Genomic DNA, 25,581 nt, shown 5'->3' with positions numbered 1-25,581 from the left:
ACTTTTTTCAGGACGAGACAAAATATAAAAAATCCCTAATTACTTTTGCAATTAGGGATCTTATAATATTTCGAAATTTTATTTATAATTGATTTTCGGATTATAAAGTGTAATTCAGATTTACACTCCACCTGTAATTTGCCTCCATATTACCGCTTGATAAGTTCTGATTGATAGGTAACATGGCATTAATACCAACTGAAAACTTATCTTTTCCGGCTTCAATACCAAATTTACCAAACAAAATATCACCTGCTGTATTGGGTAAATCTAAGCCATATTGTTTGTTGGTTTGATAAAGTTCGCCTGCCAAACCTGCTTGCGGAACAATCTGAACCGATTTTAAATCGAACAAATAAAAGAACGTTCCGGCATAATTAAACTGATCCCCATATTGATAGTTTTTGCTGTTCTCTGTTTTAAAGATATAATTTAGTGTCGTGTTTAAACCTAAGTTTTTATGTTTAACAACATATTCAGAAACCACCGGAAAATCCCAACTTCCGGTTCCTAATTGAAAACTCTGGTTGACACTTCCTAAATTATTGGCTTCTGTAAATTTTCCTGTTGGAAGTTTTACACCACCGCCTAAATTTATTTTATGAGTAAAAAATGTACTGTCCTTTTTTGTTTCAAAAACAGTATACAAAGCCATTACCGTAATATCCCCTAAACCGGCAATATTTTCTGTTCCGGCTGTTAATTTCCTTTCGTTAAAATGATACGGAACTAATGCCGAAATCTGAATTTTATCCGTAACCGGAATTCTTGCCCAAGCCTGAATGGTATTAAAGTTTTCATCAATCCAGGGCGAATTGGCAAAGATTCCATCGCGACTCGTATAACTTTGTTTCATATATCTCAAGCCCACAAAATTATTATTGAGCATCGAGCCAAAGCCCATACTTCCGCCACTTGCTGAACATCCGCAGGCATCGCAATCAAAATCTTCCATCATTGCCAAACGCTGGAAAGTAAATCCCGAAATACTGTCTTTTACTGTAATACTAAAGGCCGAAAATCCAGCCAAAAGGGCAAACATTACTATTATTTTTTTCATTTTAATTTTTTTTAGGAGCTGATCCCGCTTTCGGCTATATCTTTTTTGAGGCGAAGAAAAATCGCCTCAAAAAAGGATACCGCCTCTATCGGGGCTAGGACTCCAGTTTTCATTATATATTTTATTTTTTGCTACTCTTGATAATTCTAGTGAGTGGCAAAGTATTTTACACAATCTTGTCATTTCGACGAAGGAGAAATCACACTCGTTGGTCGACAAAGATTGGCGCTTTTCTTTATGGAGTTTCTAGTGTGATTTCTCCTCCGTCGAAATGACAAACTTTGATGATATATTTTTTAAAATTCTGAGAAACGTTTATCTGTCAAATACTGATTATCTGTCAACGTTTTCAGGAAAGCTATTATTTGTTTTTTATCCGTATCAGAAAGTGAAATTCCCAATTTTCCGTTCTGTTTTAAAATTGGATCTAGAGTAGCCGAGTTTTCTATACCACTTGCATAATGATCGAGAACGCCTTCGAGGGTTCCAAATCTTCCGTCGTGCATATAAGGACCAGAAACTTCTACATTGCGTAAACTTGGTACTTTAAATTTGTAATAATCACTCTCTAATTCCGTCAGTTTATAACGTCCCACATCATTTACAAAAGGATTTACGGCTAATCCATTATTTCTAAAAGAGTTATCTGTCTGCAAATCGGTTGCATGACATGAAGCGCATTTTGATTTGAATAAATCGTATCCTGCCAACTCATCTGTTGTTAGGGTTCCGCCGGATTCATTACGTCTGTATTTGTCAAACCTTGAATTTGATGAAGTAACCATAACCATAAATTGCGAAAGTGCTTTCAGCATATTTTCGGTTGTAATTGCGCCATCATCAAAGGCAAGACCAAATAGTTTTTGATATTCTTTGTCGGCTTTCATCATTTTTAAAATGGCATTCAGATCTCCGTTCATTTCTATAATACTCGTTAACGGAATTATAGGTTGTAAGTCTAAATGGTCAGCAGCTCCGTCGTACATGAATATACTCTGGTAAGCTAAATTTTGAATTGGCGGTGTGTTTCGCGTTCCTTGTGCATCATTTACACCATGACTTACTGTGTGTCCGTGATGTGTAAATGCATTGGCTTGTATGTGGCAAAAACCACAGGAAACCACTCCGTCAGACGCTAAACGTCCGTCGTAAAATAGTTTTTTACCCAATTCAAATCCTTTTTCGGTTGGTGGATTCTGTGCAATATTGTATGCCAAGGCAGGAAAGTTTGACGGAACAGTAAATTCTAAAGGAACATCTACATATTCGTCATCCTGATTAGAACAACTCCATAACAACGGAATCATTAGCCAAAGAAAATATTTTATTTTCAGCATGATTTTTATGTTTTATTAGAAGCACAAAAGGTTCTGGAATAGCCCCGATAGAGCGCGGTATCCTTTTTTGAGACGATTTTTCTTCGCCTCAAAAAAGATATAGCCGAAAGCGGGACGTTATTTCTTGTAAAAAGAAACTTTTGTGCTCCTGAAAATAAAATTAGTCGTTATGTACGTGGTCTACCTTAAACATAGTCGAGATGTTCTGAGTAATCAACGGCAGGTTTGCCCCGCTCATAATCATAGCGCCCATTCCGCCCATATTGTTGTCAGAAAGTTTGATTTTGTTTGTTCCGTCAATAGTCTTAGACAGATCAATTTTTATGTGAACCGTTGGGGTAATTGTAGTACGAACCAATGCTTTTGTTGGTAAATCAAGCGTAACCTCTGTATAATTATAATCAGTTCCGGTTTTGCCGGTATGAATCATAAAAGGAGTTGCTGTAGTAACAGTTGGCGATGTAAAAGTACCTTCAAGAGCAAAGAATTTATATCCTGCAGCCCAAGACCACATCATTCCTGCCTTATCAGCCTGAGCAAGAAAATCTCCCTGACCAGAAGCGCCTAATTTCCATTGTTCTTCATCAACACCAATTCCGTATTTTACTTTTACGTAATCTCCTGCAGGAATATCTGTAAGTTTAAATTCGTGCCCGTCTGCAGAAGTTTCATCAGCAATAAAATAACTTTTGCTTTTTGGATATGTAAAAGTTGTTCCATCAGCTTTTGTTAAAACGACATTGCTAATGATGTATTTAACTAAACTTATTTTTAGCACTTCGTCATTAGAAGTTGTATTTCCTTGTGTGTTTAAAATCAAATCGTTTGCGCCAAAACCGTTATCATATTCCAGTACAAGGCTTCCTGATCCTGAAGTATCGTTTTTATTATCGTCGCTTGAACATGAAGTAAGTGCTATAGAAATTGCTACAAGAGCGATGGCTTTGTATAAAGTATTTTTCATTTTATGAATTTTATATAATTGTAATTTTAAATTTATGATGTGCGTAAACACGTTTTCATTGTTTTTTGAACAACGAAAAAAACATTTCAATTAAGAATCGAAATGGGATTTAAAAAATTATATAAAATAGGAAGGAGGGCGAAAAGTAGCAATTGAAACCGAAATAGGTTTTGCATCTAAAGAAGCAAAGAGTTTTGTTTCAGATGTTATTGGAGCTACTAATTTGAATTCGCTTGTGATTGTATTTTGAATGTAAACTACTTCTGATTTCTCTTTCAGGTTGTTTTGCATTTTTTTCTCGTTATCGGCATATTTTTTCAAACTTTTTTGAAGTTCGCAACGACCGTTACAAGTATTATAAACCATTTTGCGCTGTACACAAATGGTTTTGGAAATTTCGTCCTGATTTAATTTAAATGAGGTATAAACAACAAAGCTGCCAAAAGAGGGTACTAATAGCATACAGGAAAGTAATATGATAAAAAACTTCTTCAAGAGTTTATTTCGTTGTTTCGAATGCAAAAGTACTGTTTATTCGATTTAGAAAGAATTTATTTTTAAATTTTCCGAAAAAAAAGTTTACAGTCTCACTCTCAGTCTCAGTATTCAGTCTCAGTCTCAGTATTCAGTCGCAGATTGTAAACTAAAAACTATTTTAAAAGACAAAACCCGACAGATTTTAAATCTGTCGGGTTTATATAATTTAGAATATCAGACTGAATACTGAGACTGAGACTGAATACTGTAAACTGAGACTGTAAACTGAGACTGTAAACTATTTAACAAGAACCCAAGCACCAGAAGCGATTAGAGTTTCAGCTTTTTTAAATTTCATTTCTTCAGTTCTGCCTGTTGCAACTTCCTGAACTGTCACAGTATCATTACGGTTGATTTTTGGCATATCTCTCACAATTGTTTCTGTAACCTGACGTTGTTGTGTTTCTCCAGCTTCGCGGTTGATGTCTTCGCTGTTTACAATTTCGTCTTTGCTTAATTTGAAGTTTTCTTTTTGACGTACTTCTTTTGCTTCGTGAATTTCAGGAACGTTTTGAGCTGGTAAATCACCTTTGAATAAGAATGAAATAACTTCTTTGTTAACGTTGTCTAACATTCCTCTAAACAAATTAAAAGCTTCTAATTTGTAGATAAGCAATGGATCTTTTTGTTCGTGAACGGCTAATTGAACAGATTGTTTCAATTCGTCCATTTTACGCAAGTGTTTTTTCCAGGCCTCATCAACAATAGATAATGTGATATTTTTCTCGAAATCAGCAATTAACTGAGCACCTTGGCTTTCGTATGCTTTTTTAAGATCTGTAACAACATTCAAAGTTTTGATTCCGTCAGTAAATGGAACTACGATACGCTCAAAATGATTGTTTGGCTCCTCGTAAACTCCCTGAATAATTGGGAAAGCTTCTCTAGCACTTCTTTCTGTTTTTTCAGTATAGAAAGCTAAAGCTTCTTTGTACACTTTTCCAGTTACTTCAATATCTGATAATTTTGTAAAATCTGCTTCAGAAATTGGAGATGTAATTCCGAAATAACGAATTAAATCAAAATCAAATGTTTTGAAATCATTGGCTATTTTATTGTTGCTTACGATTAATTCGCAAGTATCATAAAGCATGTTTGCAATATCCAGTTTCAAACGCTCACCAAATAATGCGTGACGACGACGTTTGTATACAACCTCACGTTGAGAGTTCATAACGTCATCATATTCTAATAAACGTTTACGAACACCAAAGTTGTTTTCTTCTACTTTTTTCTGAGCACGCTCGATAGATTTAGTCATCATAGAATGCTGAATAACTTCACCTTCCTGAAGTCCCATTCTGTCCATCACTTTAGCAACTCTTTCAGAACCAAATAAACGCATCAGGTTATCTTCAAGAGAAACATAGAATTGAGAACTTCCCGGATCTCCCTGACGTCCTGCACGACCACGTAACTGTCTGTCTACACGACGAGAATCATGACGTTCTGTACCTACGATTGCTAGACCTCCGGCAGCTTTTACTTCTGGAGATAATTTAATATCGGTACCACGACCAGCCATATTTGTTGCAATAGTTACAACTCCGGCTTTTCCTGCTTCTTCTACAATTTGTGCCTCTTGTTTGTGCATTTTAGCATTCAAAACGTTATGTGTAACGCCTCTCATTTTCAACATTCGGCTTAATAATTCTGAAATTTCTACAGAAGTTGTTCCAATTAAAACTGGTCTTCCTGCATTTGATAATTCAGTAACATCTTCAATTACAGCGTTGAATTTCTCACGTGTAGTTTTATAGATATAATCTTCTTTGTCTTGTCTTGAAATAGCACGGTTTGTTGGAATTTCAACAACGTCTAATTTATAAATCTGCCATAACTCTCCAGCTTCTGTAACTGCTGTTCCTGTCATACCACCTAATTTGCTGTACATTCTGAAATAATTCTGTAATGTAACAGTTGCAAAAGTTTGTGTAGCGGCTTCGATTTTTACATTTTCTTTAGCTTCGATCGCCTGGTGTAAACCGTCAGAATAACGACGACCATCCATTATACGACCTGTTTGCTCATCGACAATCATAATTTTGTTGTCCATGATCACATATTCTACATCTTTTTCAAAAAGAGCATATGCTTTTAAAAGTTGAGTAAGAGTGTGGATACGCTCGCTTTTTACTCCAAAATCCTGGAATAATCTTTCTTTAGCTTCTGCTTCACCGTCTTTATCCAGTTTTTGTCTTTCGATAGCAGCAATTTCAGTTCCAATGTCCGGAAGCACGAAAAAGTCTGCATCTGTATCTCCTGAAAGGTATTGAATACCGTTATCAGTTAATTCTACCTGATTGTTTTTTTCTTCAATTACAAAATATAAAGCTTCATCCACTTTATGCATTTCGCGATTGTTATCCTGCATGTATTGATTTTCGGTCTTTTGAAGCAATTGTTTGATTCCTTCTTCACTCAAAAATTTAATTAATGCTTTGTTTTTAGGTAAACTTCTGTAAGCTCTTAACAATAAGAATCCACCTTCTTTAGTGTTTCCTTCTTTGATTAGTTTTTTAGCTTCTGCTAAGAAACCATTCGCTAACTGACGTTGTTGGCTTACTAAGTTTTCGATTTTTGGTTTCAATTCATTAAATTCATGACGATCTCCCTGAGGAACTGGTCCTGAAATAATAAGTGGTGTTCTTGCATCATCAATTAATACAGAATCGACCTCATCGACAATAGCGTAATTGTGTTTTCTTTGTACTAAATCTGCTGGCGAATGTGCCATATTATCTCTTAAGTAGTCAAAACCAAATTCATTGTTAGTTCCGTAAGTGATATCAGCGTCGTATGCTTTTTTTCTTTGCTCAGTACTTGGTTGGTGATTGTCGATACAGTCAACAGTTAAACCGTGAAATTCGAATAAAGGTGCTTTCCATGTGCTATCACGTTTTGCAAGGTAATCATTCACAGTTACTAAGTGAACACCGTTTCCTGTCAAAGCATTTAAGTAAAGTGGGAGTGTAGCTACTAAAGTTTTACCTTCACCTGTTTGCATTTCGGCAACTTTACCTTCGTGCAATACCATACCACCAATTAACTGAACATCGTAATGAATCATGTCCCAGGTAATTTCTTTACCTGCAGCATTCCATTTGTTAGCCCAAACCGCTTTATCACCGTCAATAGTGATATATGTTTTTGAAGCCGAAAATTCGCGGTCTTTTGGAGTTGCAGTAACTTCAATAAACGAATTGTCTTTAAAACGGCGTGCAGTTTCTTTAACAACAGAAAAAGCTTCAGGAAGAATTTCTAATAAAGTCTTCTCTGAGATTTCGTATGCTTCTTTTTCAAGAGAATCGATAGCATCATAAAGATCTTCTCTTTTGTCGATGTCTTCAATGTTTTCTACTTCTGCTTTAAGCGAAGCAATTTTAGCATCTTTATCAGCTCTGGCTTCTTTTATTTTTTGTTTAAAAAAAACGGTTCTGGCTCTCAATTCGTCATGAGACAAATCCATTAAGCTGGTTTCGAATGTTTTAATTTTATTTAAATAAGGCTGTAAAGCTTTGACATCTTTCTGTGATTTATCACCTACAAAGACTTTTATAATACTGTTTATGAAACTCATGATTTATTGTATTTCTATTTTGTGTAAATGTGTATTTGAACCAAAAAAAAAGCCTCGGTGATGAGACTTTTTTCTTTGGTTTATTTTTTAATATTCATCCTCATTCCAAAGATAATCTTCGTCTGTTGGATAATCTGGCCAAATTTCTTCCATTGATTCATATATCTCTCCTTCGTCTTCAATTGACTGAAGGTTTTCTACTACTTCTAATGGAGCACCAGCTCTAATAGCGTAGTCTATAAGTTCGTCTTTGTTAGCAGGCCATGGCGCATCACTTAAATAAGATGCTAATTCTAATGTCCAATACATCTGTTATCTTGTTTAGTTTGTGCAAAAATAAATTTTTTACTGAAAAAGACAAGTAAAATTTGATTTATTTTAATAAAATTTAAGAACGTCTCTATTTAGTATTCAGTTTTCAGTGTCAGTTTTCAGTCTTAAAACTGAAATTTGTTACTAATTGCTGTATTTTTTCGTATTCAGTTTTTGTTGCTGGCTTGCAGTCTGAAGACTGAAACTGCGACTGTTTACTTCTTTTTCAAAGTATTCAGTTTTCAATGCCGTTTAAGTATAAAACTGTGACTGCGACTGTAAACTTATTTACTTCCTCGGAATCCACTTCACTTCATCCGCTTTTAAGTCTGACGACAACTTCCGTGCCAAGACAAAAAGGTAGTCAGAAAGTCGGTTTAAGTACTTGATTGCGATTTCAGGAACATGTTCATTATGGCTTAAATGTACTGCCAAACGCTCTGCACGACGGCAAATACAACGTGCTATATGACAATGTGACACGGTTGGGTGTCCTCCTGGTAAAACAAAATGAGTCATTGGCGGAAGACTTTCTTCCATTTTGTCAATTTCATTTTCTAGCAGTTCGATATCAGTTTCAATGATTCCGAGGTTTTTTAGTCGAAGTTCACCGTTTTTCAACACTTCTTTTTCTGCCGGAGTGGCTAAAATAGCACCAACAGTAAAAAGACGATCCTGAATTTCTATTAAAATGCTTTTATAATGTGAATCGATTTCCTGATCGCGAATGAGTCCTATATAAGAGTTCAATTCGTCAACAGTTCCGTAACTGTCAATCCTGATATGATCTTTAGGAACGCGTGTGCCGCCAAAAAGAGCTGTGGTTCCTTTATCTCCTGTTTTTGTATATACTTTCATTTTTTTTGTTTGAGATGCTATCCCGAAGCTTCGGGACTGAGTTGCTAAGTGACTAAGTTTTTTCTTTTGCGACTAAACAATTAAACAACAAACGATTAAATTATTTTGTTGTATCGCTTTCTATAACTCCGTCACGTAAACGAATGACACGATGCGCATAAGCAGCGATATCCTCTTCGTGGGTTACTAAAATCACAGTGTTTCCCTGAGCATGAATATCTCCAAAAAGTTTCATGATTTCTACAGAAGTTTTACTGTCTAAATTTCCGGTTGGTTCATCAGCCAGAATAATCGAAGGTTTATTAACCAAAGCTCGGGCAATGGCAACACGCTGGCGTTGTCCTCCTGAAAGCTGATTGGGTTGGTGATCCATCCTGTCAGCAAGATTTACCTGATTTAGCACTTCGATGGCACGCTCATTACGTTCAGATTTCGAATGTCCTGCATAAATCATAGGTAATGCAACATTATCCAGAGCAGTAGTTCTGGGTAAAAGATTAAAAGTCTGGAATACAAATCCAATTTCCTTATTTCGGATTCCGGCCAATTCATCATCTTTCATTTGGCTTACATCTTTTCCGTTTAAAACATAATTTCCTGAAGTTGGCGTATCCAAACAACCTAATAGGTTCATTAAAGTTGATTTTCCGGATCCTGAAGGTCCCATTAAAGCTACATATTCCCCTTTGTTGATTTCTAAATCTATACCTTTTAAAACATAAACAATTTCGTTACCCAATACAAAATCTCGTTTGATGTTGGTTATTTTAATTAATGGATTTGCCATTTCGATTTACAATTTTGGATTTAAAAGTACAAAACACTTTTCAATAAACGATAAGTAGCCTTAAATTGATTTTTGTTACAAAAACTACTGTTTATAAGACTTTGTTTTTTGCGAACATTAATATTCACTCTTATTATATTCTATTGATTTAAAAATATGTTATATGATTATAAAATGATTTTATATAATTATCATATTTTTTAATTTTTATTGAATTATTTTACTTTTAAATATTAATTTTTTATTAATTATTCATTTTAATTCAAATATTTAACTATATTTGTTATCTAATCTTAAATAATCAGAATTATGAAGAACATACAATTATTATCGGGAATTGCATTAATTGCATTAGCTTTTACATCGTGTAAAGATGAGAAACAAGAAAAAGCTCAAAAAACAATCGACGCCTATGTAGCCTACGTAGATTCGGTTAAAAATGTCAAAGCTGACGATTTGAAAGCAGATTGGAAAAATGTAGAAGCTGAATATGACAGAAAAGCTGCAGAAGCTCAAACTGCACTTGCTGATATTAAAGACAATACAGCTGCTACAGAAAAGATAAATGCGAGTAAAGTAAAATACGAAGAATTTAAAAATGAAATGACCACCGTTTTTGCCCCTCCCGCTCCAAGCCCAAAACAACAATTAAGAAACGCCTTATTTGGTGAAGGAAAAATTGGTGATGATATGAATTTTGATTGGGTAAACGCTAAAAATATTCATAGTGTATACCAACAATTTGTTCATACTGTAGAGAACAATAAAGATAAATATTCTCGTGAAGACTGGGATGAAGTAAAATTGATGTACGAAGCACTTGACAGCCGTAAAAATACAGTTGAAAAAGAAGGTCTTACATCTGAAGATAATAGAAAAATTGCAGGTTTAAAAATCAAATTTGCACCAATGTATACTGTTAACAGAATGGGTGCTAAATCTGAAGAAAATAAAGAAGCTAAAAAATAATTTAAATAAATTGAATTAGTAAAAAAAAAAGACAATCAGCAATGATTGTCTTTTTTTTATGCACTAATCTTACTGAATCGTTCTGAAATTTATTTGATGATTAGTTTTTCAAGCCTTGTCATCATTTCATCTTTCTCTTTAAGCATACGCTCATATAATGCGATTTTTTCTTCATGAAGTTTCATTACTTCTTCAATAGGGTTAATATTGACTGTAGAAGTGGGATGATTCCCGACACAAGCATTATCTCCAAAAGTATTCGAAATCACATTTACTGCTTGATCTTCATCAAAATTTTGAAAAGCTTGAACAGGAATTTTCAAAGAATTAGAGATTTGTTTAAGTAGATTGTCTTCAATTATCTCTTTCTGTTCCAACATAGAAATTTTCTTTTGGTTCCAGTCTTCTCCCAAATCATAAGCTAATGCTTCTTGTTTAATGCCAAGCATTTCTCTAAAGCGTTTTACGTTTCTTCCTTGATGAATTTTCTGTTCCATAATGAGTGTCATTTTTCTGAAGATTCAAAGATAAAGCTATCTGTACTAAAAAAATGAATTTCAAAGATAAAAAAATATCGTAGTAAATATTTTTTTTGTCAGATATTAAGCACGAATTACAAAATGTTCTTTTTCCTGCTCATATCTAAAAAATACAAATCCCCATTGAAAAGTATCAATCGTTACCGTAACTTTTGGATGGTCTTTTATGATTTTCCAAGCTTCTTCCATTTCTGGAGACCAATGAATATCATCAAAAATCCAAACAGAATCATTGGTAATTGTTTGCAATAAAAGTTCAAAATAGGCCAAAGTGGCTTTCTTAGAATGATTGCCATCAAAGTATATTAAGTCGAAGTTTTCAGTCTCGGTTTTCAGTTTCAGTTGAAGGTCTTCCAGATAACTTTCGAATTCTGTAATTACAGGGTCAACATTATTATAGTCAAATTTATTTAATTGATTTTTCGCCACATTTGCCGTTTGTGGACAACCTTCAAGCGTAATCACTTTTGCGCTTGTGTTTCCTAAAGCTAAGGCAGAAGTTGCCAAACCTAAAGAAGTTCCAATTTCAAGAATGTTTTTGGGCTGAAAATAATTAGTTACGCGAAATAACAATTCGGCTCGTTTTGGAGAAATTCCTGCTGTCGATGCAATTTTCGAAATCTGTCTTCTATTCGATTTAAATACTTTTGAACCGGCGCCAAAATCAGTTACTTCAATAAAGTTTTTATTATTGAGTAATGATTTTCGATAGTTTCGTAAAATCGAATATTCAGGTTTTGATTTCTTGTCGTAAAAACATTTTGTCAATAAATTAAAAACAAACGGCGAATGTACTCCATGCTCGTTTTTGGAATCCCAAAGGAATTTTAAATAAGATTTAATTTGAAATAGCATATAAATGTTTAACAAGTAGGCGCGAAGATACAAAAAAGTCGAAAGTCGTAAAGTCGAAAATTTTAAAGGCATAAAGCGATACTTTACGACTTTTGACTTTGAACTTTATGACTTTCAAAAAGACTATATTTGTCCATTAAGCAAATAGTAATACGTTTTATAATGTTGAAGGAAGAAGTCGAAAGTAAGAATACAATAACGTCGGAAGAAATTAATAAATGCATTGCCATTTTAGCACAACTGAATGCCAATACAGATCAGATATTTGATATTCCGAAAGAACAACGAATCGCTTTAATCAAAGAAGCCGGAATGTTTTCGAGACCGGATCGTGATGAGTTTGCGAGAAGAGTTAAAGACGGTTTGCAAGCTGCCAAACGTAAAAAAGAAAAGAAAGACAAAACCGCTCGTAAAGAAACCGGAATTCGTCATGCACGAGAAGCGAGTATATTTGTGGCACCAAAATTATTAGCTTATACAGATCTTGCTCATAAAGAACAATTAGAACTAGAAACCCCAAGAAATTGTTACGTATGTAAAACAGAATTTACAAAAATGCATCACTTTTATGATACAATGTGTACAGATTGTGGTGATTTTAATTACGCAAAACGTTTTCAAACTGCTGATGTAAAAGGACAAGTTGCTATTATAACCGGTTCTCGTTTAAAAATTGGATATCATATTACTTTGATGCTTTTACGTGGCGGTGCAACTGTTATTGCTACAACACGTTTTCCGGTAGATTCGGCTTTGCGATTTGCTAAAGAAGAAGATTTCATGGAATGGGGACACCGTTTAAAAATTCATGGTTTAGATTTAAGACATATTCCGAGTGTGGAGATTTTTTGCAATTTTATAGAGCAAAAATATGAGCGTTTGGATATTTTAATTAATAATGCAGCACAAACAGTAAGACGTCCGGCAGGTTTTTATTCGCATTTAATGCCAAATGAAGAATTGCCTTTAAGCGCGTTACCCAAACAAGCACAAGATTTATTATCAGATCACTTGAATTGTCTGGAAGAATTGAAAATCCTGACAAGCGGAGCTTCTTCAAACGAAAATATGCCGGTAACGTGGCATGGTCCGGAACCAGGAATTGGTTTGCGGGCTTCGGCTCAATTATCTCAAATTCCGTATTCGTTTGATAATGCCTTGGTAGCAAATGAAGTTTTTCCGGAAGGAGAACTCGATGCTGATTTGCAACAAGTAGATTTACGTAAAACCAATAGTTGGCGTTTGCGTTTGGGACAAATAGAAACTACTGAAATGATCGAAGTTCAGTTGGTAAATTCTGTGGCGCCTTTTGTTTTATGTAATCGACTTTCTGAAGTCATGAAAAAAGACAATACAGGACAAAAGCATATTATCAATGTATCTGCAATGGAAGGAAAGTTTCATCGTTTCTTTAAAGAAGATCGTCATCCTCATACTAATATGGCAAAAGCAGCTTTGAATATGTTAACGCATACTTCGTCCGGAACTTTAGCAAAACACGGTATTTTTATGAATGCCGTTGATACAGGCTGGGTAACTGATGAAGATCCTGCTGAACTGGCGAAAAAGAAACAGGAATTAGAAGATTTTCAGCCGCCATTAGATATTGTAGATGGTGCAGCAAGAGTTATGGATCCTTTGTTTGATGGTATAAATACAGGAAAACATTGGTGCGGGAAATTTTTGAAAGATTACAACCCAATTCCTTGGTAGAACTAGTTTTCAGTTTCAGTCGCAGTCTCAGTTTTTCTTTGTGATTCAAAAATAAAAAACCACAACAAAATATATTTTGTTGTGGTTTTCTTTTAGAAATATAAGTTGATTAACGGTAAACGTTTTCTCCTTTGTTTGATTTCCATTCTCTTTCAAAATATTCAGCATCTTCGTCATTACGAGTATGAACTCCTAATACAACGTGACCATCTTTAATTCCGTCTTCATAAACTTTTGCTCTGTCTTCAGGAATACCAGATCCTACTAAGGCTCCAATTAATCCTCCGGTAATTCCACCTGCTCCGGCTCCGGCTAATCCTGCAGCAAGAGGTCCGGCAATTATTAATCCCAATCCAGGAATAACAAGGCTTGTTCCTAAAGCAGCAATAACTCCTACGATAGCACCAATTGTTCCTCCAATTGCAGATCCTGTTCCTGCAGTTTCAGCAGCTTTTGTACCCAATTCAGAATGATCATCTTTATCTGAGTAATGTTTTTTTCTTGTTTCATCAGACATGATAAGGTTTATTTCATCCTTTGTATATCCTCTGTCGTTTAAAGTGTTGTAAGCTCTTTCTGTGCTTTCACGATCTGTAAACATTCCTGTTAATACTTGACGTTTAGTTCCGTCAGGGTTATGTGTATTTTCCATTTTATGTAAATTTTATATTGTGAATTCATTTTCACTTACACAAAGCTCGTGAAACACTCCAGATAGTTATTTACATAATTTTTCTTAATAATTACATATTGAAATTTTCATTTTAATAAAATAGATCTCATTTTTTAATATTATTTCATTTATCTAAATTTTATAAAAAAAGAAAACCACAACAAAATATATTCTGTTGTGGTTTTTATTTATATAAATAATGCTTTAATTCCTTTAGTTGACTTTAATTAGTTTAACGTCAAAAATAAGTACAGAACCTCCGGCGATTCCATTATAGTCAAAACTTCCGTAGCCTAAACGTGAAGGAACTAATAAAATTCCGTTTCCGCCTTCTTTAAAATAGGTAATTCCTTCAGTCCAGCCTTTAATAACCTGATTTAATCCAAAAGAAAGTCCTTCTTCTTTACTTTTATCAAATACATTTCCGTTCGAATAATATCCTTTATAAGCTACAGTTACATTTGATGTTGCTGTTGGCTGTTTTCCAGTTCCAGGTTCATTGATGACATAATACAAGCCAGATTCACTTTTTACAGCCGCTAAATTGTTTTTAGCAATGTAATCTGTGATTTCTTTGTCGTTCTCAATAGTATAATCTTTTTCCGGTTCCTGTTTGTCTATTTCTTTATCACCGTTGCAAGAGATAAAAAGCGTTAAAGCTAGTAATGAAGTTAAAAGGTATTTCATGAATTTTTGATTTTTGGTAAATATATTAAAATTTTAGTCTCGGTTTTCAGTCTCGGTCTCAGTTTTCAGTCTCAGTTTTCAGTCTCAGTTTTGGGTTCATATTAAATTGTGCATCCAAACTTATTTGGATTATTGATCATATAATTTATAAGTTTTCCAATTTCAAAACTTTTAGTATTAAGTTTCTCAAATGTTTCTTGATTTATATAATTGCATTTAAGTGAAAATTCTAGCCAAACATTTGTTTCTGAGTTTTCAGCATCACTATCAGTCAATTTACTAATATAATGATTTACATATCTTCTCTTTCGATACGATTCTGCAATATTTGCTGAAACACTTCTTGAAGAACGTCTTATTTGATCTGTCAATGAATATCTCTCTTCTTTTGGAAAATCTTTTGAAAGTTCGAAAATTTCCATCGCAAGTTCAAAAGATTTTTTATAAGCCAATAATTCTTTAAAATCCATTATTTTTTCTCACAAGTATACAATAAATAAAGTAAGAAAAATATTATTTTTTAAAACAAAGAAATATCACAATCCAACTGAAAACCGCCACTGAGACTAAAAACTGAGACTGAAAACTGAAACTGAAAACTAAAAAAAAACTACCCTTCAATTTTAGCCGAAAGCTCAAACCAACGTTCTTCTTTCTGATCTATTTTATTGATAATGTTTTGTAGTTCGTTTGCCTTTTTCTCGATATCAGCATCGGCAACTTTTCCGTCAGAGAATAATTGCTCGATTTTAGTTTTATCAATTTCCAGATCTTTAATTTCTCTTTCTAGTTTTTGATATTCTTTTTGCTCGTTGAAAGTTAGGTTTCCGGTTGGATTATTTTGTTTCCAGTCTTTCTTTTCGGCTTTGTTTTCTTCTTTTTGAGCAACATCTGCACTATCTTCATAAGCTCTGAAATCAGAATAGTTTCCTGGGAAGTTTTCGATTTCACCATTTCCTCTAAAAACAAATAAGTGATCTACAATTTTGTCCATAAAATAACGGTCGTGAGAAACTACAAGCAAACATCCCGGATAATCTAATAGAAAACTCTCCAGAACGTTTAGCGTTACAATATCTAAATCGTTTGTAGGCTCATCCAGAATCAAAAAGTTAGGATTCTGAATTAAAACGGTACATAAATACAAACGTTTTAATTCTCCACCGCTTAATTTTTCTACAAAGTCATATTGTTTTTTAGCATCAAAAAGAAAACGTTCCAGCAATTGAGAAGCCGAAATCATACGCCCTTTTGCAAGCGGAATAAATTCTCCGTATTCCTTAATAATATCAATTACACGTTGTTGCGGTTTTGGGTTGATACCGGTTTGTGTGTAATAACCAATTTTTATTGTTTCACCTTTTATCACGCGACCACTATCTAATGGAAGTGTTCCGGTTAAAAGATTTAAAAAAGTAGATTTTCCAGTTCCGTTCTTTCCAATAATTCCAATACGTTCTCCACGCTGAAAATCAAAACTGAAATTGTCTAAAATAACGTGATCCTTGAATTTTTTTGAAATCTTGTGAAGCTCAATAATCTTGCTTCCCATACGTTCCATATTAATTTCAAGCTCGACTTTGTTTTCAAGACGACGGCTTTGTGCTTTTTCCTTAATTAAATAAAAATCATCCTGACGGGATTTTGATTTTGTAGTTCTTGCTTTTGGCTGACGACGCATCCATTCTAATTCTTTTACGAATAAGTTTTTAGCCTTGTCAACGCTAGCATTTTCAGAAGCAATTCGTTCTTCTTTTTTCTCTAAATAATAAGAGTAATTTCCTTTATATTGATATAATTTTCCGTTGTCAAGCTCGATGATTTCATTACAAACACGCTCTAAAAAGAAACGGTCGTGCGTAACCATAAACAACGTAATATTTTCTTTTGCAAAATAACTTTCAAGCCATTCGATCATTTCAAGATCCAGGTGATTGGTTGGCTCATCAAGAATTAATAAATCCGGACGATTGATTAAGATAATCGCCAATGAAAGACGCTTTTTTTGCCCTCCGGAAAGATTTTTTACTTTTAGTTTAAAATCTTCCAGTTTTAATTTGAAAAGGATTTGCTTGTATTGCGTTTCAAAATCCCACGCATTATGTTGGTCCATTCCGTCAAAAGCTTTTTGATATGCTTCTTCATCGTCTGGATTTTCAAGTGCTTTTTCGTATTTCTCTATAACTTTTAAAGTCTCATTATCTGAAGCAAAAATACTTTCTTCGATAGTCAGTTCTTCCTGCAAATTATTGTTTTGCGATAAAAAAGCCATTTTAATGCCTTTTCTTAAAACTACCTGACCAGTATCTGGTTCGTCTAAACCATTAATAATGCTCATAATGGTTGTTTTTCCAGAACCATTTTTAGCAATAAAAGCAATTTTTTGGTCTTTATTGATTCCAAATGAAATGTTGTCAAAAAGCGTTTTCTCGCCAAACGACTTCGATATATTTTCTACAGATAAGTAATTCATGTTGTAATGGTGCCTAAAATAGGGCTTTTTTGTTTATTTAAAAAAAGAGGTCTCTAATTAGGTCTCTAATTTTAAATAGGAGTTTAATTTAGACGGTGCAAAGATACCTTTTTGGATCAAAGAAAAAAATAGCTTAACATTAGTGTTCAAATGTAAAAATATAGTGGCTTTGGATATTTTTATTTGATTTTAAAAAAAAAGACATACAAACTAAATTAAAGTTTATGGATATAAGCTGTAAAAGGCAAGTCAGTTTAGAAGTTATAAGAAAAAAAGCAATATAATTGAAAGAAAATATTTACTTTTAATTTTTTAAAACTTCTAAATGAACCTGAATTTCAATACATATAATTTATCCGAAAGTAAAGATGAGAATAATAATTATTTAAGATATTATTTTATAAGTGAAGGTAAAGAATCAATTATTAAAATTATTGATTATCAATATGTTCAAGAATATGAGCAACATAATATTTATAATTTAGCATTTGGAAATTATGATGCAGAAAAAGATATCGTAGTTGATGATGCAAACTCAAATAATGGTGATGTTTATCCTGTATTCAATACTGTTTTACTTAGCATAACTGCTTTTTTTGAAATTTTTCCAAATGATAAAATAATAGTCCAAGGAAGTGACGGAACACAAGATTTTTTAGAAAAATGTAAAGAGAACTGTATAAAGAATTGCAAAGATAATAAATGCAGAAAGTTCAATCAGAGATTGAAAATTTATAAAGGCTACGTTGATAAAAACTATGATATTTTAATTAAAGAATATAAGTTTTATGGTGGCTTTAGAGATGAATTTCAAAACTCTTACTTAGAGGATTACGTGAAAAACAAAGAGTATTTTAGTATGGTAGTAGAAAAAATATGATACCTTTGTACTATGGAAAATAAAGTTATAAAAAACGACAAATATGTAAAAGTGTCAGAAAGTGCTCTTTTATCATTGGTTTCTTCAAAATTGAAGGAAAGAATTTTGTTTCCCGAAAAAGTTGAAACTGCAAAAAAATTCTTAAATAATTTACATTTTAAATCACTTGTAAAGAAGGTTTAAAAATAAAAAAAGTGTCATGAAAATGGCACTTTTTTTATGTCTCGTGATATATGATAATTACAAAATTATTTATTGATTAATTTTTCAAGTCTTTGCATCATTTCATCTTTCTCTTTCAACATACGTTCGTACAATGCAATTTTTTCATCATATAATTGAACAATTTTATCTACGGGATTAAAAGAAGGTTGATAGCTAAATCCAGAAGCGACTGCATTATCTTTAAAATCTTGGAATGAATAAGTATTTGCAATAATATTCACTGCTTGTTCCTCATCAAAATTCTGAAAAGCTTCAACAGGAATTTTTAATATCTCTGAGATTTGATTTAATATATCATCTTCAATTACATCTTTTTGCTCCAGCATAGAAATTTTCTTCTGATTCCAGTCATTTCCCAGATCAAAAGCCAATCCCTCTTGTTTGATTCCAAGCATTTCTCTAAAACGTTTTACGTTTCTTCCTTGATGTATTTTTTGTTCCATAATGAATATCAATTTTCTGAAGATTCAAAGATAAACCCATTTCGATGAAAAAGCATGAGTTTCAAAGATAAAAAAATATCATGTAAAATAATTTTTCCCAAAAAGGAAACTATTATATGTCTATTGCGAATTATTTATAAATATAGGTTTTTAAGATTTCGCTTAAATCAAAACGATGAATTTGCTGGATAACATTAATAATAGGTTTTCGTACCAAAGATTCATTTGTCACATAATAATGCAAACCATCTTGAGTTGCAATGCCTTCTATTTGAAGAATGGGAAATTTAATGCTAATCCGTCTTTTATTTCCGGATAAAAAATCATTGTTTTTATAATCGTATAATAGGTATAAAAATGGTTTTCCAATTTTCGAATATCCACAAAGAACAATTAATTTTTGCGATTCTAAATAAGTTGCTCCAGTTACTAAACCTTTTGTATCAAGAGTATCTTTTAGTCGTGCAACGTGATTGCCGGATTTATTGGGTAAAGCATAAATACTGGTTTTGGATGAGCTCCACTGTTTGGTGAATAAATAAATGCTGTCTTTTGACACGATAAAAGCTTCGCAATCAAAATTGGTAGTATTTGGTTTTTCTAAATTCAGATTTTTTTGGTCTGAATAGGTAAAAGAAATCGTTTCTATAATGGGATTTCCTTCTAAAAACGATTTTTTTTCAATTTTCAAAATGTTAAGATTACTTCGGTTTCCGGAATAATTATTGCCAAAATCACCAATATATAAATGAGAACTATCTTGCGAGATCTCTTCCCAATCCTGATTTGTTACTTTATCAAGAATGACTTTTTTCCGAATTTTTCCTAATGAATCTAATCCATATATTGTTTTGTCATGATCGTCATTATGTGTCCATAATAAATGATCAAAAGCAATTAATCCTGAAGTTTCGCGTATTGAGTCACTCAATTTAATAGAATACTGTGGTTTGATTTTGAGGTCTTTATACAAACAGCTTCCGTCATTTATTGTTGCATTAGGATTATAGTTTTTAGAATTAGGATCTGTACAACCGTGAATTTGCGCATAATTAGAAGTGAAAATCAAACAAAAAAATAAAATCGTTTTTAGCATATCCTGCAATGTTATATTTGCATAAGATAAAAGTAAAGTTTTAAAGAATAGCTTTAAATATTATTGAAAAAATATAATTAAAATGTTATTTTGCAGTGCTAATTTAATTTAGGCTTTTTCTCTGGCTGTAGCATAATTCCCAAATATGAAAATTTTACAACGACTTTCACATTATCGTATTTCACGCTATTTTAAAATTTTATTTGTAGGTGTAGATTTGGTATTGTTAAACTTAGCTACAATCCTTTCGGCATTAGCCAGATTTGGCAGTTTAGACAGGCTTTTGTCTAAAGAGGAAAGAACGGTTTCATTACTGGCAATTTTAATTTGGGTGGCTTTATTGCTTCAAAACGATTCAAACAGAAGCATTCGTGTTGAACCTATAGAATCTATATTGGTCAGAACAATAAAAAAATTAGTAATTCATGCATCTCTAATTTCAATTTTTGTTGTGTACTTAAACTACACTGATATTTCGCGATGGAGATTGCTGTCTTTTTACCTGATCTTCTTTGGTTTGTTAATGATTTCCCGTTATTTTTCGATGAAGCTTTTGAAATACATTCGGGCAAAAGGATATAATTTTAAAACCTTTGTGGTTGTTGGTGCCAATGAGTCCGGAGATAAAATACGTAAAATATTAGCTAAAGATTTAACTTACGGATATCGATTTTTAGGTTTTTTTGATGAACAGATAGAAGATAAAATTGTTAATCGAAATTTGGTTCTGGGAGGATTTGACGCTATTAGAAATTTTGTCCTTGAAAAAAAAGTCGATGAAATGTATGTGGCATTACATATTGATAATATTGAGATAATAAATGAACTGACCAGAATTTGCGAACAAAATATGGTGCGAATAAAATTTATTCCTGATTTTCAATTGTACACAAAATCTAGCAAAGTCGAAGTTGCTTTTTATGAAAATACTCCGGTATTAATGTTTCGTACAGAGCCTTTGGAATTTCCTGTAAACAGACTTATAAAAAAAATATTTGACATTTGTTTTTCTGCTTCGGTTATTTTCTTTGTGTTTCCGTGGCTGTTTCCAATCATAATGTTGATTATTAAGCTAGAATCGCCAGGTCCTATTTTCTTTAAACAAAAAAGATCAGGCAGGGACAATAGATCTTTTATGTGTTTTAAGTTCAGAAGCATGTATGTAAATGATTTTGCCCATGATAAAATAACAAAAAAAGGAGATAGCCGTGTTACTAAGTTTGGCGCTTTTATACGCAGAACAAGTATCGACGAGTTGCCACAATTCTTTAATGTTTTCTGGGGCGATATGTCTGTTGTAGGACCACGACCACATATGATGAATGTTGTAAAAGAATATAGTGATTTGATTAATAATTATGTGGTTCGCCAATATGCAAAACCCGGAATTACAGGTTGGGCACAGATTAATGGGTTTCGTGGTGAAACAAAAACATTAAACGATATGGAAAATAGGGTAGAATATGATATTTGGTATATCGAAAACTGGAGCCTGTTACTTGACGTAAAAATTATTATAGAAACAGTCATTAATATATTCAAGGGTGAAGAGAACGCCTATTAATGAAATTTAAAGAACTGATTGTTTTTAATCACTTCCTTTAGGTTAGAAACGCTGTTTGTTTTTATTTTTTCATCAAAAGAGGCAATATGTTTCATATGATGCACATCAGTTCCTGTAAAATCGTATAATCCTTTTTTTAGAAGTTCTTCTGCAATTTGAGTTATTGTGTCTCCATAATAGCCTACTGTCGACAATAAATTTAATTGAAATAAACAGCCTACTTTTTTTAGTTTTTTATATTCATCAAAGTCTTTTCGGTAATATAAATAACGTTCCGGATGCGCTAAAACTGGAGTATATCCTGCAACTTGTAATTCAAAAAGTGTTTTGTAGAGATTAATAGGAGCACTCTGGTACGATATTTCAACCAATACATAATTGTCTTTTAAAGTAAGAAGCTTTTCTTTTTTAAAATGACTTTCAAACCAATCATCTATAAAATATTCAGCAGCAGCCTGAAAAGGAATTGTCGTATTCTTTTCTTCTATAATTAGTTTAGTTTCCTGATGTTTGGCTGTAATAACTTCTGCAGAATTATTCCATACATAATGGCTGATATGCGGTGTTGTGATAAATTGAGAAACCCCAATTTTCTCAAAAGCACGAATAAGTTTTGTGGTATGTGTTATATTTTTTGCACCATCATCTATTCCGGGCAACAAATGGGAATGAATATCAACATAATTATCAGATAAAAGATCTTTTAGAACAGGTTTTGATTTGAGGAAAGATAGCATGTTGCAAAAGTATGAAAACGGAAGGGATTTGTTATTACTTAAATTTAATGTAACAAAATGTAACAACAGCTTTTGTAATTATGTTATATTTGGAATTGCTAAAAACCTACTATTTTATGAAAATTAAAGAAAATTTATACAATCAGAGGATTATTTCTATTGATGCTTTACGAGGAATTACAATTTTTGTTATGATTTTTGTAAATGAACTGGCGAGTATCAAAAATGTGCCTCAATGGATGAGACATATGCCGGCAGATGCTGATGCTATGACTTTTGTTGATGTTGTTTTTCCTGCCTTTTTATTTATTGTAGGTATGTCTGTTCCGTTTGCTTTTAATGCCCGATTGTTAAAAGGAGATAGTACAAAAACGATTTGGTCACATACTTTAAAAAGAGCTTTGGCATTAATTATCATTGGTGTTTTTATGGTAAATGCCGAGGATGGTTATGATGCTGCAAAAATGATAATTACTCCCGTGTTTTGGGCACTTTTAGCGTATACAATGCCAATCCCGATTTGGAATAAATATGATAAAAATTTTCCGGTCTGGTTAAAAAATATACTTCAATACGGCGGAATATTGGTTTTAGTTGCACTTTATTTTTTATACGTTCAGGATACCGGAGAAATTGGAATGACGCCAAAATGGTGGGGAATTCTGGGATTAATAGGCTGGGCATATCTTTTTACCGTAGTTTATTATTGGCTTGTTTGCGGAAAGTTATGGGCGATGATTGCTTTTTTAGTAGTTTGTGTTTTAGCCAATAGTATAAATTTAACCGAAGGCGCACCTTTGCAGCATTTGCCTTGGTTTAATTTTATTGCAGGACATTTAACTCATGCCGCTTTAGTTGCTGCCGGAATCGTTATTTCGTTACTATTTTTTGACCGAAAAGTGCCTGCAAAAATCAATTGGGCTGTTATAGGTTTTGCAGTCTTGTTTTTTGTAACAGGATATTTGCTACGACCATATTATGGAATTTCAAAAATTAAAGGAACTCCATCCTGGACCATGTTCTCGGCTGCTATTTGTACCGTTTTGTTCTACTTTCTTTATTGGTTGATGGAAATAAAAAAGAAAACTAGATGGAGTGATTTCTTTATGCCTGCAGCAGCAAACCCTTTGTTAATTTATATTTTACCCGGCGTGTTGTATTATTTCTGTAAAGCTATTAATATTCATATCATTCCGGGATATTTTAGAGTAGGTGTTCCCGGAATTATCTGGTCACTTGTGTTTTCTACCATTATGCTATTTGTAATGAAATTATGCAATAAATATAAAATTCAATTGCATTTGTAAAGATTTAAAATCTTCAGGTTTCAGATTAACGCAATGTGAGACATGAAACCTGAAACAACTTTCACCTCTCAACTATAACTGATTTTATTTCTAAAAATGCCCCCGAAACCGGAGTATAATTCACAAAATTGAATTTGCAAAGATTATGAATGTTTAAAACTTTTCCGTCAGAGAGTCCATCTTGTTTAAAATCTGACCACGGAATTTTAATTGTTGTAAATTTTATTGGTGAAGCTGCTAAATCAACTCTTGGGTGTGAACCTCCATGCACACATCCTGTTCCTTCCGGATTTCCTTCTCGTGCTTGTAGTTTTATAAGATGAGAAGATTTATAAGTAATCGTTACAAATTTAGAATCGTCAGATAAATTTGTTGCAGCGCCATCATTTGAATCGGACTCTGTTATTAAAACATTCAATTCAATTTCACCAACTGGATTATCTTTTGCGGTTATTCTAACAATCCCTTGTTCCAGACGAACCCGATTAATAATTTTCTGATTTTCTACTGTTGGACCTGCAATATACCAAGTCGAGGTTTTAACTAAATCTTTAGCCGAATTGTTTTTAATAGCGCTAAATCCAAAAACGAAAAATGCTATAGTTAGAATTAAAAGCAAGAATTTCGTTTTAATTAATATTTTCTTTGTCATAGAAATGAAATCTTATTTACAATCAAAAATATGATTTTATAGTTTGTTACAGGTTTTCTTTTTTTATTATTTCTAAAATCAGCTTTGGTTCTAAATTTAATTTTAAATTTGTAAGAAGTTGTTTCTTAAATAATTATGAAATGAAAAATGTAAAATCTCTAATTGTTTTGTTTTTCTTTTTTCTGAGTTCATTTTGTTATTCGCAAAATGATTCGATTTCGAATAACGAAAAAGATATTTTAGATGTTTTATATAAGCTCTTTCATAAAAATGACTCAGTACGAATTAATCCGGATAAAAAAGTTGCTTTTTCATTGCTTCCGGTCCCTATAGATGCAAATAAAAGTGCAGGATTAGTAGTTTCTTTTTTGACTACATTTTACCTTGGCGACAGCAATACAACAAAAATGTCGCAAGTTTCATTTTCGCCCTATTTTAGTTTTACCAAGCAATACGTTTTTCCTGTACAATCTTATATTTATACAAAAGACAATAACTGGAATTTTATTGGTGATTATCGCTATATGATCTATCCGCAGCCCACATATGGTTTAGGCGGACATAATACAGATAAAAAAATGTCGACTTTGGATTATCAGCAATGGCGGTTTTATCAATTTGCAACCCGAAAAATCATTGGTGATTTCCGTTTAGGATTAGGTTTATTATTAGATAATTATCAGAATATTTCTGAAGAGTCTTATATAGAAGACCAAACTGATTATTCGAAATATATGAATGACGATTTCTCAAATGAAAATTCTTTTGGTGTTGCTATTCAGGGATTGTATGATTCCAGAAAAAACAACGTAAATCCAGAACAGGGTTTGTATGTCGAAGCAGATTACAGAATTAATACCAGTGGAGTAGAAGGTGCAAAATGGAAATCTATTTATTTGGATGCACGAAAATATCATTCTTTCCATAAATACAAACACAGAGTTCTGGCGTACAGAGCTTTTTATTGGTCTACGTTTGGCGGAAAACCACATTATCTTGATTTGCCAAGCATTGGTTGGGACCGTGACGGAAAAACGGGCCGGGGTTTTACACGAAATAGATTTCGGAGCAATGCATTAATTTATTTTGAAAGCGAATATCGAACAGATATTTCTAAAAACGGATTTTGGGGAGTTGTGTTTTTTACCAATCTTTCTTCGGTTTCAAAGTTGGATACTTATGATTTCAAAAAATGGAATCCTGCCGTTGGAACCGGTTTGCGTATTAAATGGAACAAGCAAAACAATAGTAATTTAGTCTTGGATTTTGGTGTTAGTAAAAACGATTGGTCATTGCGGTTAGGTTTGGCTGAAAATTTCTAACTTTCCCAAAA

24 protein-coding genes are annotated in these 25,581 nt (G+C 32.9%); 6 read left to right on the top strand and 18 right to left on the bottom strand.

Annotated elements, in window-relative coordinates; genetic code table 11:
- Positions 1-100 precede the first annotated feature (100 nt).
- The 8 genes from BXU01_RS11145 to BXU01_RS11110 all read right to left on the bottom strand — a co-directional run bounded on the left by BXU01_RS11145 (position 101) and on the right by BXU01_RS11110 (position 9,435).
- Positions 101-1,060, bottom strand: coding sequence for a hypothetical protein (locus tag BXU01_RS11145; RefSeq protein ID WP_083693270.1), 960 nt, complete (start codon positions 1,058-1,060; stop codon positions 101-103).
- A gap of 296 nt (positions 1,061-1,356) precedes the next feature.
- Positions 1,357-2,397: a cytochrome-c peroxidase gene (locus tag BXU01_RS11140; RefSeq protein ID WP_083693269.1), complete on the bottom strand. Its 1,041-nt coding sequence runs from the start codon at positions 2,395-2,397 to the stop codon at positions 1,357-1,359.
- A 160-nt stretch (positions 2,398-2,557) separates the two neighbouring features.
- On the bottom strand, positions 2,558-3,361 hold the full coding sequence (locus tag BXU01_RS11135) for an MbnP family protein (RefSeq protein ID WP_083693268.1): 804 nt from the start codon (positions 3,359-3,361) through the stop codon (positions 2,558-2,560).
- A 117-nt stretch (positions 3,362-3,478) separates the two neighbouring features.
- Positions 3,479-3,823, bottom strand: a complete 345-nt coding sequence (locus BXU01_RS11130) for a hypothetical protein (protein ID WP_083693267.1) — start codon at positions 3,821-3,823, stop codon at positions 3,479-3,481.
- 313 nt (positions 3,824-4,136) lie between these two features.
- The gene (gene secA, locus BXU01_RS11125) at positions 4,137-7,478 is read right to left on the bottom strand and encodes a preprotein translocase subunit SecA (RefSeq protein WP_083693266.1); all 3,342 of its coding nucleotides are present in this window, start codon (positions 7,476-7,478) and stop codon (positions 4,137-4,139) included.
- Positions 7,479-7,565: 87 nt separating this feature from the next.
- Complete coding sequence (locus tag BXU01_RS11120) at positions 7,566-7,787, bottom strand: DUF2795 domain-containing protein (protein WP_007138072.1); 222 nt, start codon at positions 7,785-7,787, stop codon at positions 7,566-7,568.
- A 291-nt stretch (positions 7,788-8,078) separates the two neighbouring features.
- The gene (locus BXU01_RS11115) at positions 8,079-8,648 is read right to left on the bottom strand and encodes a cob(I)yrinic acid a,c-diamide adenosyltransferase (RefSeq protein ID WP_083693265.1); all 570 of its coding nucleotides are present in this window, start codon (positions 8,646-8,648) and stop codon (positions 8,079-8,081) included.
- 100 nt (positions 8,649-8,748) lie between these two features.
- Positions 8,749-9,435, bottom strand: coding sequence for an ABC transporter ATP-binding protein (locus BXU01_RS11110; protein ID WP_055095513.1), 687 nt, complete (start codon positions 9,433-9,435; stop codon positions 8,749-8,751).
- Positions 9,436-9,744: 309 nt separating this feature from the next.
- Between BXU01_RS11110 and BXU01_RS11105 the strand changes: the two genes are divergently transcribed.
- Entirely contained in the window at positions 9,745-10,404 is a 660-nt protein-coding gene (locus BXU01_RS11105) for a DUF6565 domain-containing protein (protein WP_083693264.1), read from the top strand.
- Between the two features lie 89 nt (positions 10,405-10,493).
- On the opposite strand, the gene BXU01_RS11100 is transcribed toward BXU01_RS11105, so the two are convergent.
- Together BXU01_RS11100 and BXU01_RS11095 are read right to left on the bottom strand one after the other, a co-directional pair.
- Positions 10,494-10,901: a helix-turn-helix domain-containing protein gene (locus BXU01_RS11100; protein ID WP_083693263.1), complete on the bottom strand. Its 408-nt coding sequence runs from the start codon at positions 10,899-10,901 to the stop codon at positions 10,494-10,496.
- A 105-nt stretch (positions 10,902-11,006) separates the two neighbouring features.
- The gene (locus BXU01_RS11095) at positions 11,007-11,798 is read right to left on the bottom strand and encodes an O-methyltransferase (RefSeq protein WP_083693262.1); all 792 of its coding nucleotides are present in this window, start codon (positions 11,796-11,798) and stop codon (positions 11,007-11,009) included.
- Between the two features lie 162 nt (positions 11,799-11,960).
- Here BXU01_RS11095 and BXU01_RS11090 point away from each other — a divergent pair, with 162 nt between their 5' ends.
- On the top strand, positions 11,961-13,511 hold the full coding sequence (locus BXU01_RS11090) for an SDR family NAD(P)-dependent oxidoreductase (RefSeq protein WP_083693261.1): 1,551 nt from the start codon (positions 11,961-11,963) through the stop codon (positions 13,509-13,511).
- 109 nt (positions 13,512-13,620) lie between these two features.
- Here the strand turns inward: BXU01_RS11090 and BXU01_RS11085 are convergent, their stop codons facing one another.
- From BXU01_RS11085 to BXU01_RS11070, 4 genes are all read right to left on the bottom strand, one after another.
- The gene (locus tag BXU01_RS11085) at positions 13,621-14,163 is read right to left on the bottom strand and encodes a hypothetical protein (protein WP_083693260.1); all 543 of its coding nucleotides are present in this window, start codon (positions 14,161-14,163) and stop codon (positions 13,621-13,623) included.
- A 234-nt stretch (positions 14,164-14,397) separates the two neighbouring features.
- Positions 14,398-14,871 (bottom strand): FKBP-type peptidyl-prolyl cis-trans isomerase, encoded by a 474-nt coding sequence (locus tag BXU01_RS11080; RefSeq protein ID WP_083693259.1) that lies wholly within the window; start codon positions 14,869-14,871, stop codon positions 14,398-14,400.
- 101 nt (positions 14,872-14,972) lie between these two features.
- Positions 14,973-15,341 carry a four helix bundle protein gene (locus tag BXU01_RS11075; RefSeq protein ID WP_083693258.1) on the bottom strand — a complete coding sequence of 123 codons (369 nt, stop codon included), beginning with the start codon at positions 15,339-15,341 and terminating at the stop codon, positions 14,973-14,975.
- Between the two features lie 140 nt (positions 15,342-15,481).
- On the bottom strand, positions 15,482-17,344 hold the full coding sequence (locus BXU01_RS11070; protein WP_056252302.1) for an ABC-F family ATP-binding cassette domain-containing protein: 1,863 nt from the start codon (positions 17,342-17,344) through the stop codon (positions 15,482-15,484).
- A 325-nt stretch (positions 17,345-17,669) separates the two neighbouring features.
- Here BXU01_RS11070 and BXU01_RS11065 point away from each other — a divergent pair, with 325 nt between their 5' ends.
- Positions 17,670-18,224, top strand: coding sequence for a hypothetical protein (locus BXU01_RS11065; protein WP_083693257.1), 555 nt, complete (start codon positions 17,670-17,672; stop codon positions 18,222-18,224).
- Positions 18,225-18,472: 248 nt separating this feature from the next.
- On the opposite strand, the gene BXU01_RS11060 is transcribed toward BXU01_RS11065, so the two are convergent.
- Both BXU01_RS11060 and BXU01_RS11055 read right to left on the bottom strand, forming a co-directional pair.
- A complete protein-coding gene (locus BXU01_RS11060; protein ID WP_083693256.1) occupies positions 18,473-18,892 on the bottom strand; it encodes a helix-turn-helix domain-containing protein in 420 nt (139 codons plus the stop codon).
- Between the two features lie 130 nt (positions 18,893-19,022).
- On the bottom strand, positions 19,023-19,988 hold the full coding sequence (locus BXU01_RS11055) for a hypothetical protein (RefSeq protein ID WP_083693255.1): 966 nt from the start codon (positions 19,986-19,988) through the stop codon (positions 19,023-19,025).
- Positions 19,989-20,133: 145 nt separating this feature from the next.
- Between BXU01_RS11055 and BXU01_RS11050 the strand changes: the two genes are divergently transcribed.
- Positions 20,134-21,552 carry an undecaprenyl-phosphate glucose phosphotransferase gene (locus BXU01_RS11050; protein WP_083693254.1) on the top strand — a complete coding sequence of 473 codons (1,419 nt, stop codon included), beginning with the start codon at positions 20,134-20,136 and terminating at the stop codon, positions 21,550-21,552.
- On the opposite strand, the gene BXU01_RS11045 is transcribed toward BXU01_RS11050, so the two are convergent.
- On the bottom strand, positions 21,549-22,289 hold the full coding sequence (locus BXU01_RS11045; RefSeq protein ID WP_083693253.1) for a tyrosine-protein phosphatase: 741 nt from the start codon (positions 22,287-22,289) through the stop codon (positions 21,549-21,551). The two genes, BXU01_RS11050 and BXU01_RS11045, sit on opposite strands and share 4 nt — an antisense overlap.
- 116 nt (positions 22,290-22,405) lie before the next feature.
- Here BXU01_RS11045 and BXU01_RS11040 point away from each other — a divergent pair, with 116 nt between their 5' ends.
- Complete coding sequence (locus tag BXU01_RS11040) at positions 22,406-23,596, top strand: DUF5009 domain-containing protein (RefSeq protein WP_083693298.1); 1,191 nt, start codon at positions 22,406-22,408, stop codon at positions 23,594-23,596.
- Positions 23,597-23,657: 61 nt separating this feature from the next.
- Here BXU01_RS11040 and BXU01_RS11035 read toward each other — a convergent pair whose 3' ends face one another.
- Positions 23,658-24,248 carry a hypothetical protein gene (locus tag BXU01_RS11035; RefSeq protein WP_083693252.1) on the bottom strand — a complete coding sequence of 197 codons (591 nt, stop codon included), beginning with the start codon at positions 24,246-24,248 and terminating at the stop codon, positions 23,658-23,660.
- A 140-nt stretch (positions 24,249-24,388) separates the two neighbouring features.
- Between BXU01_RS11035 and BXU01_RS11030 the strand changes: the two genes are divergently transcribed.
- Entirely contained in the window at positions 24,389-25,570 is a 1,182-nt protein-coding gene (locus BXU01_RS11030) for a hypothetical protein (protein WP_083693251.1), read from the top strand.
- Positions 25,571-25,581 lie beyond the last annotated feature (11 nt).

The sequence above is a fragment of the [Flexibacter] sp. ATCC 35103 genome, assembly GCF_001975985.1.
Classification (GTDB): Bacteria; Bacteroidota; Bacteroidia; order Flavobacteriales; family Flavobacteriaceae; genus Flavobacterium.
This window is presented reverse-complemented; position numbering and strand designations above follow the sequence as displayed.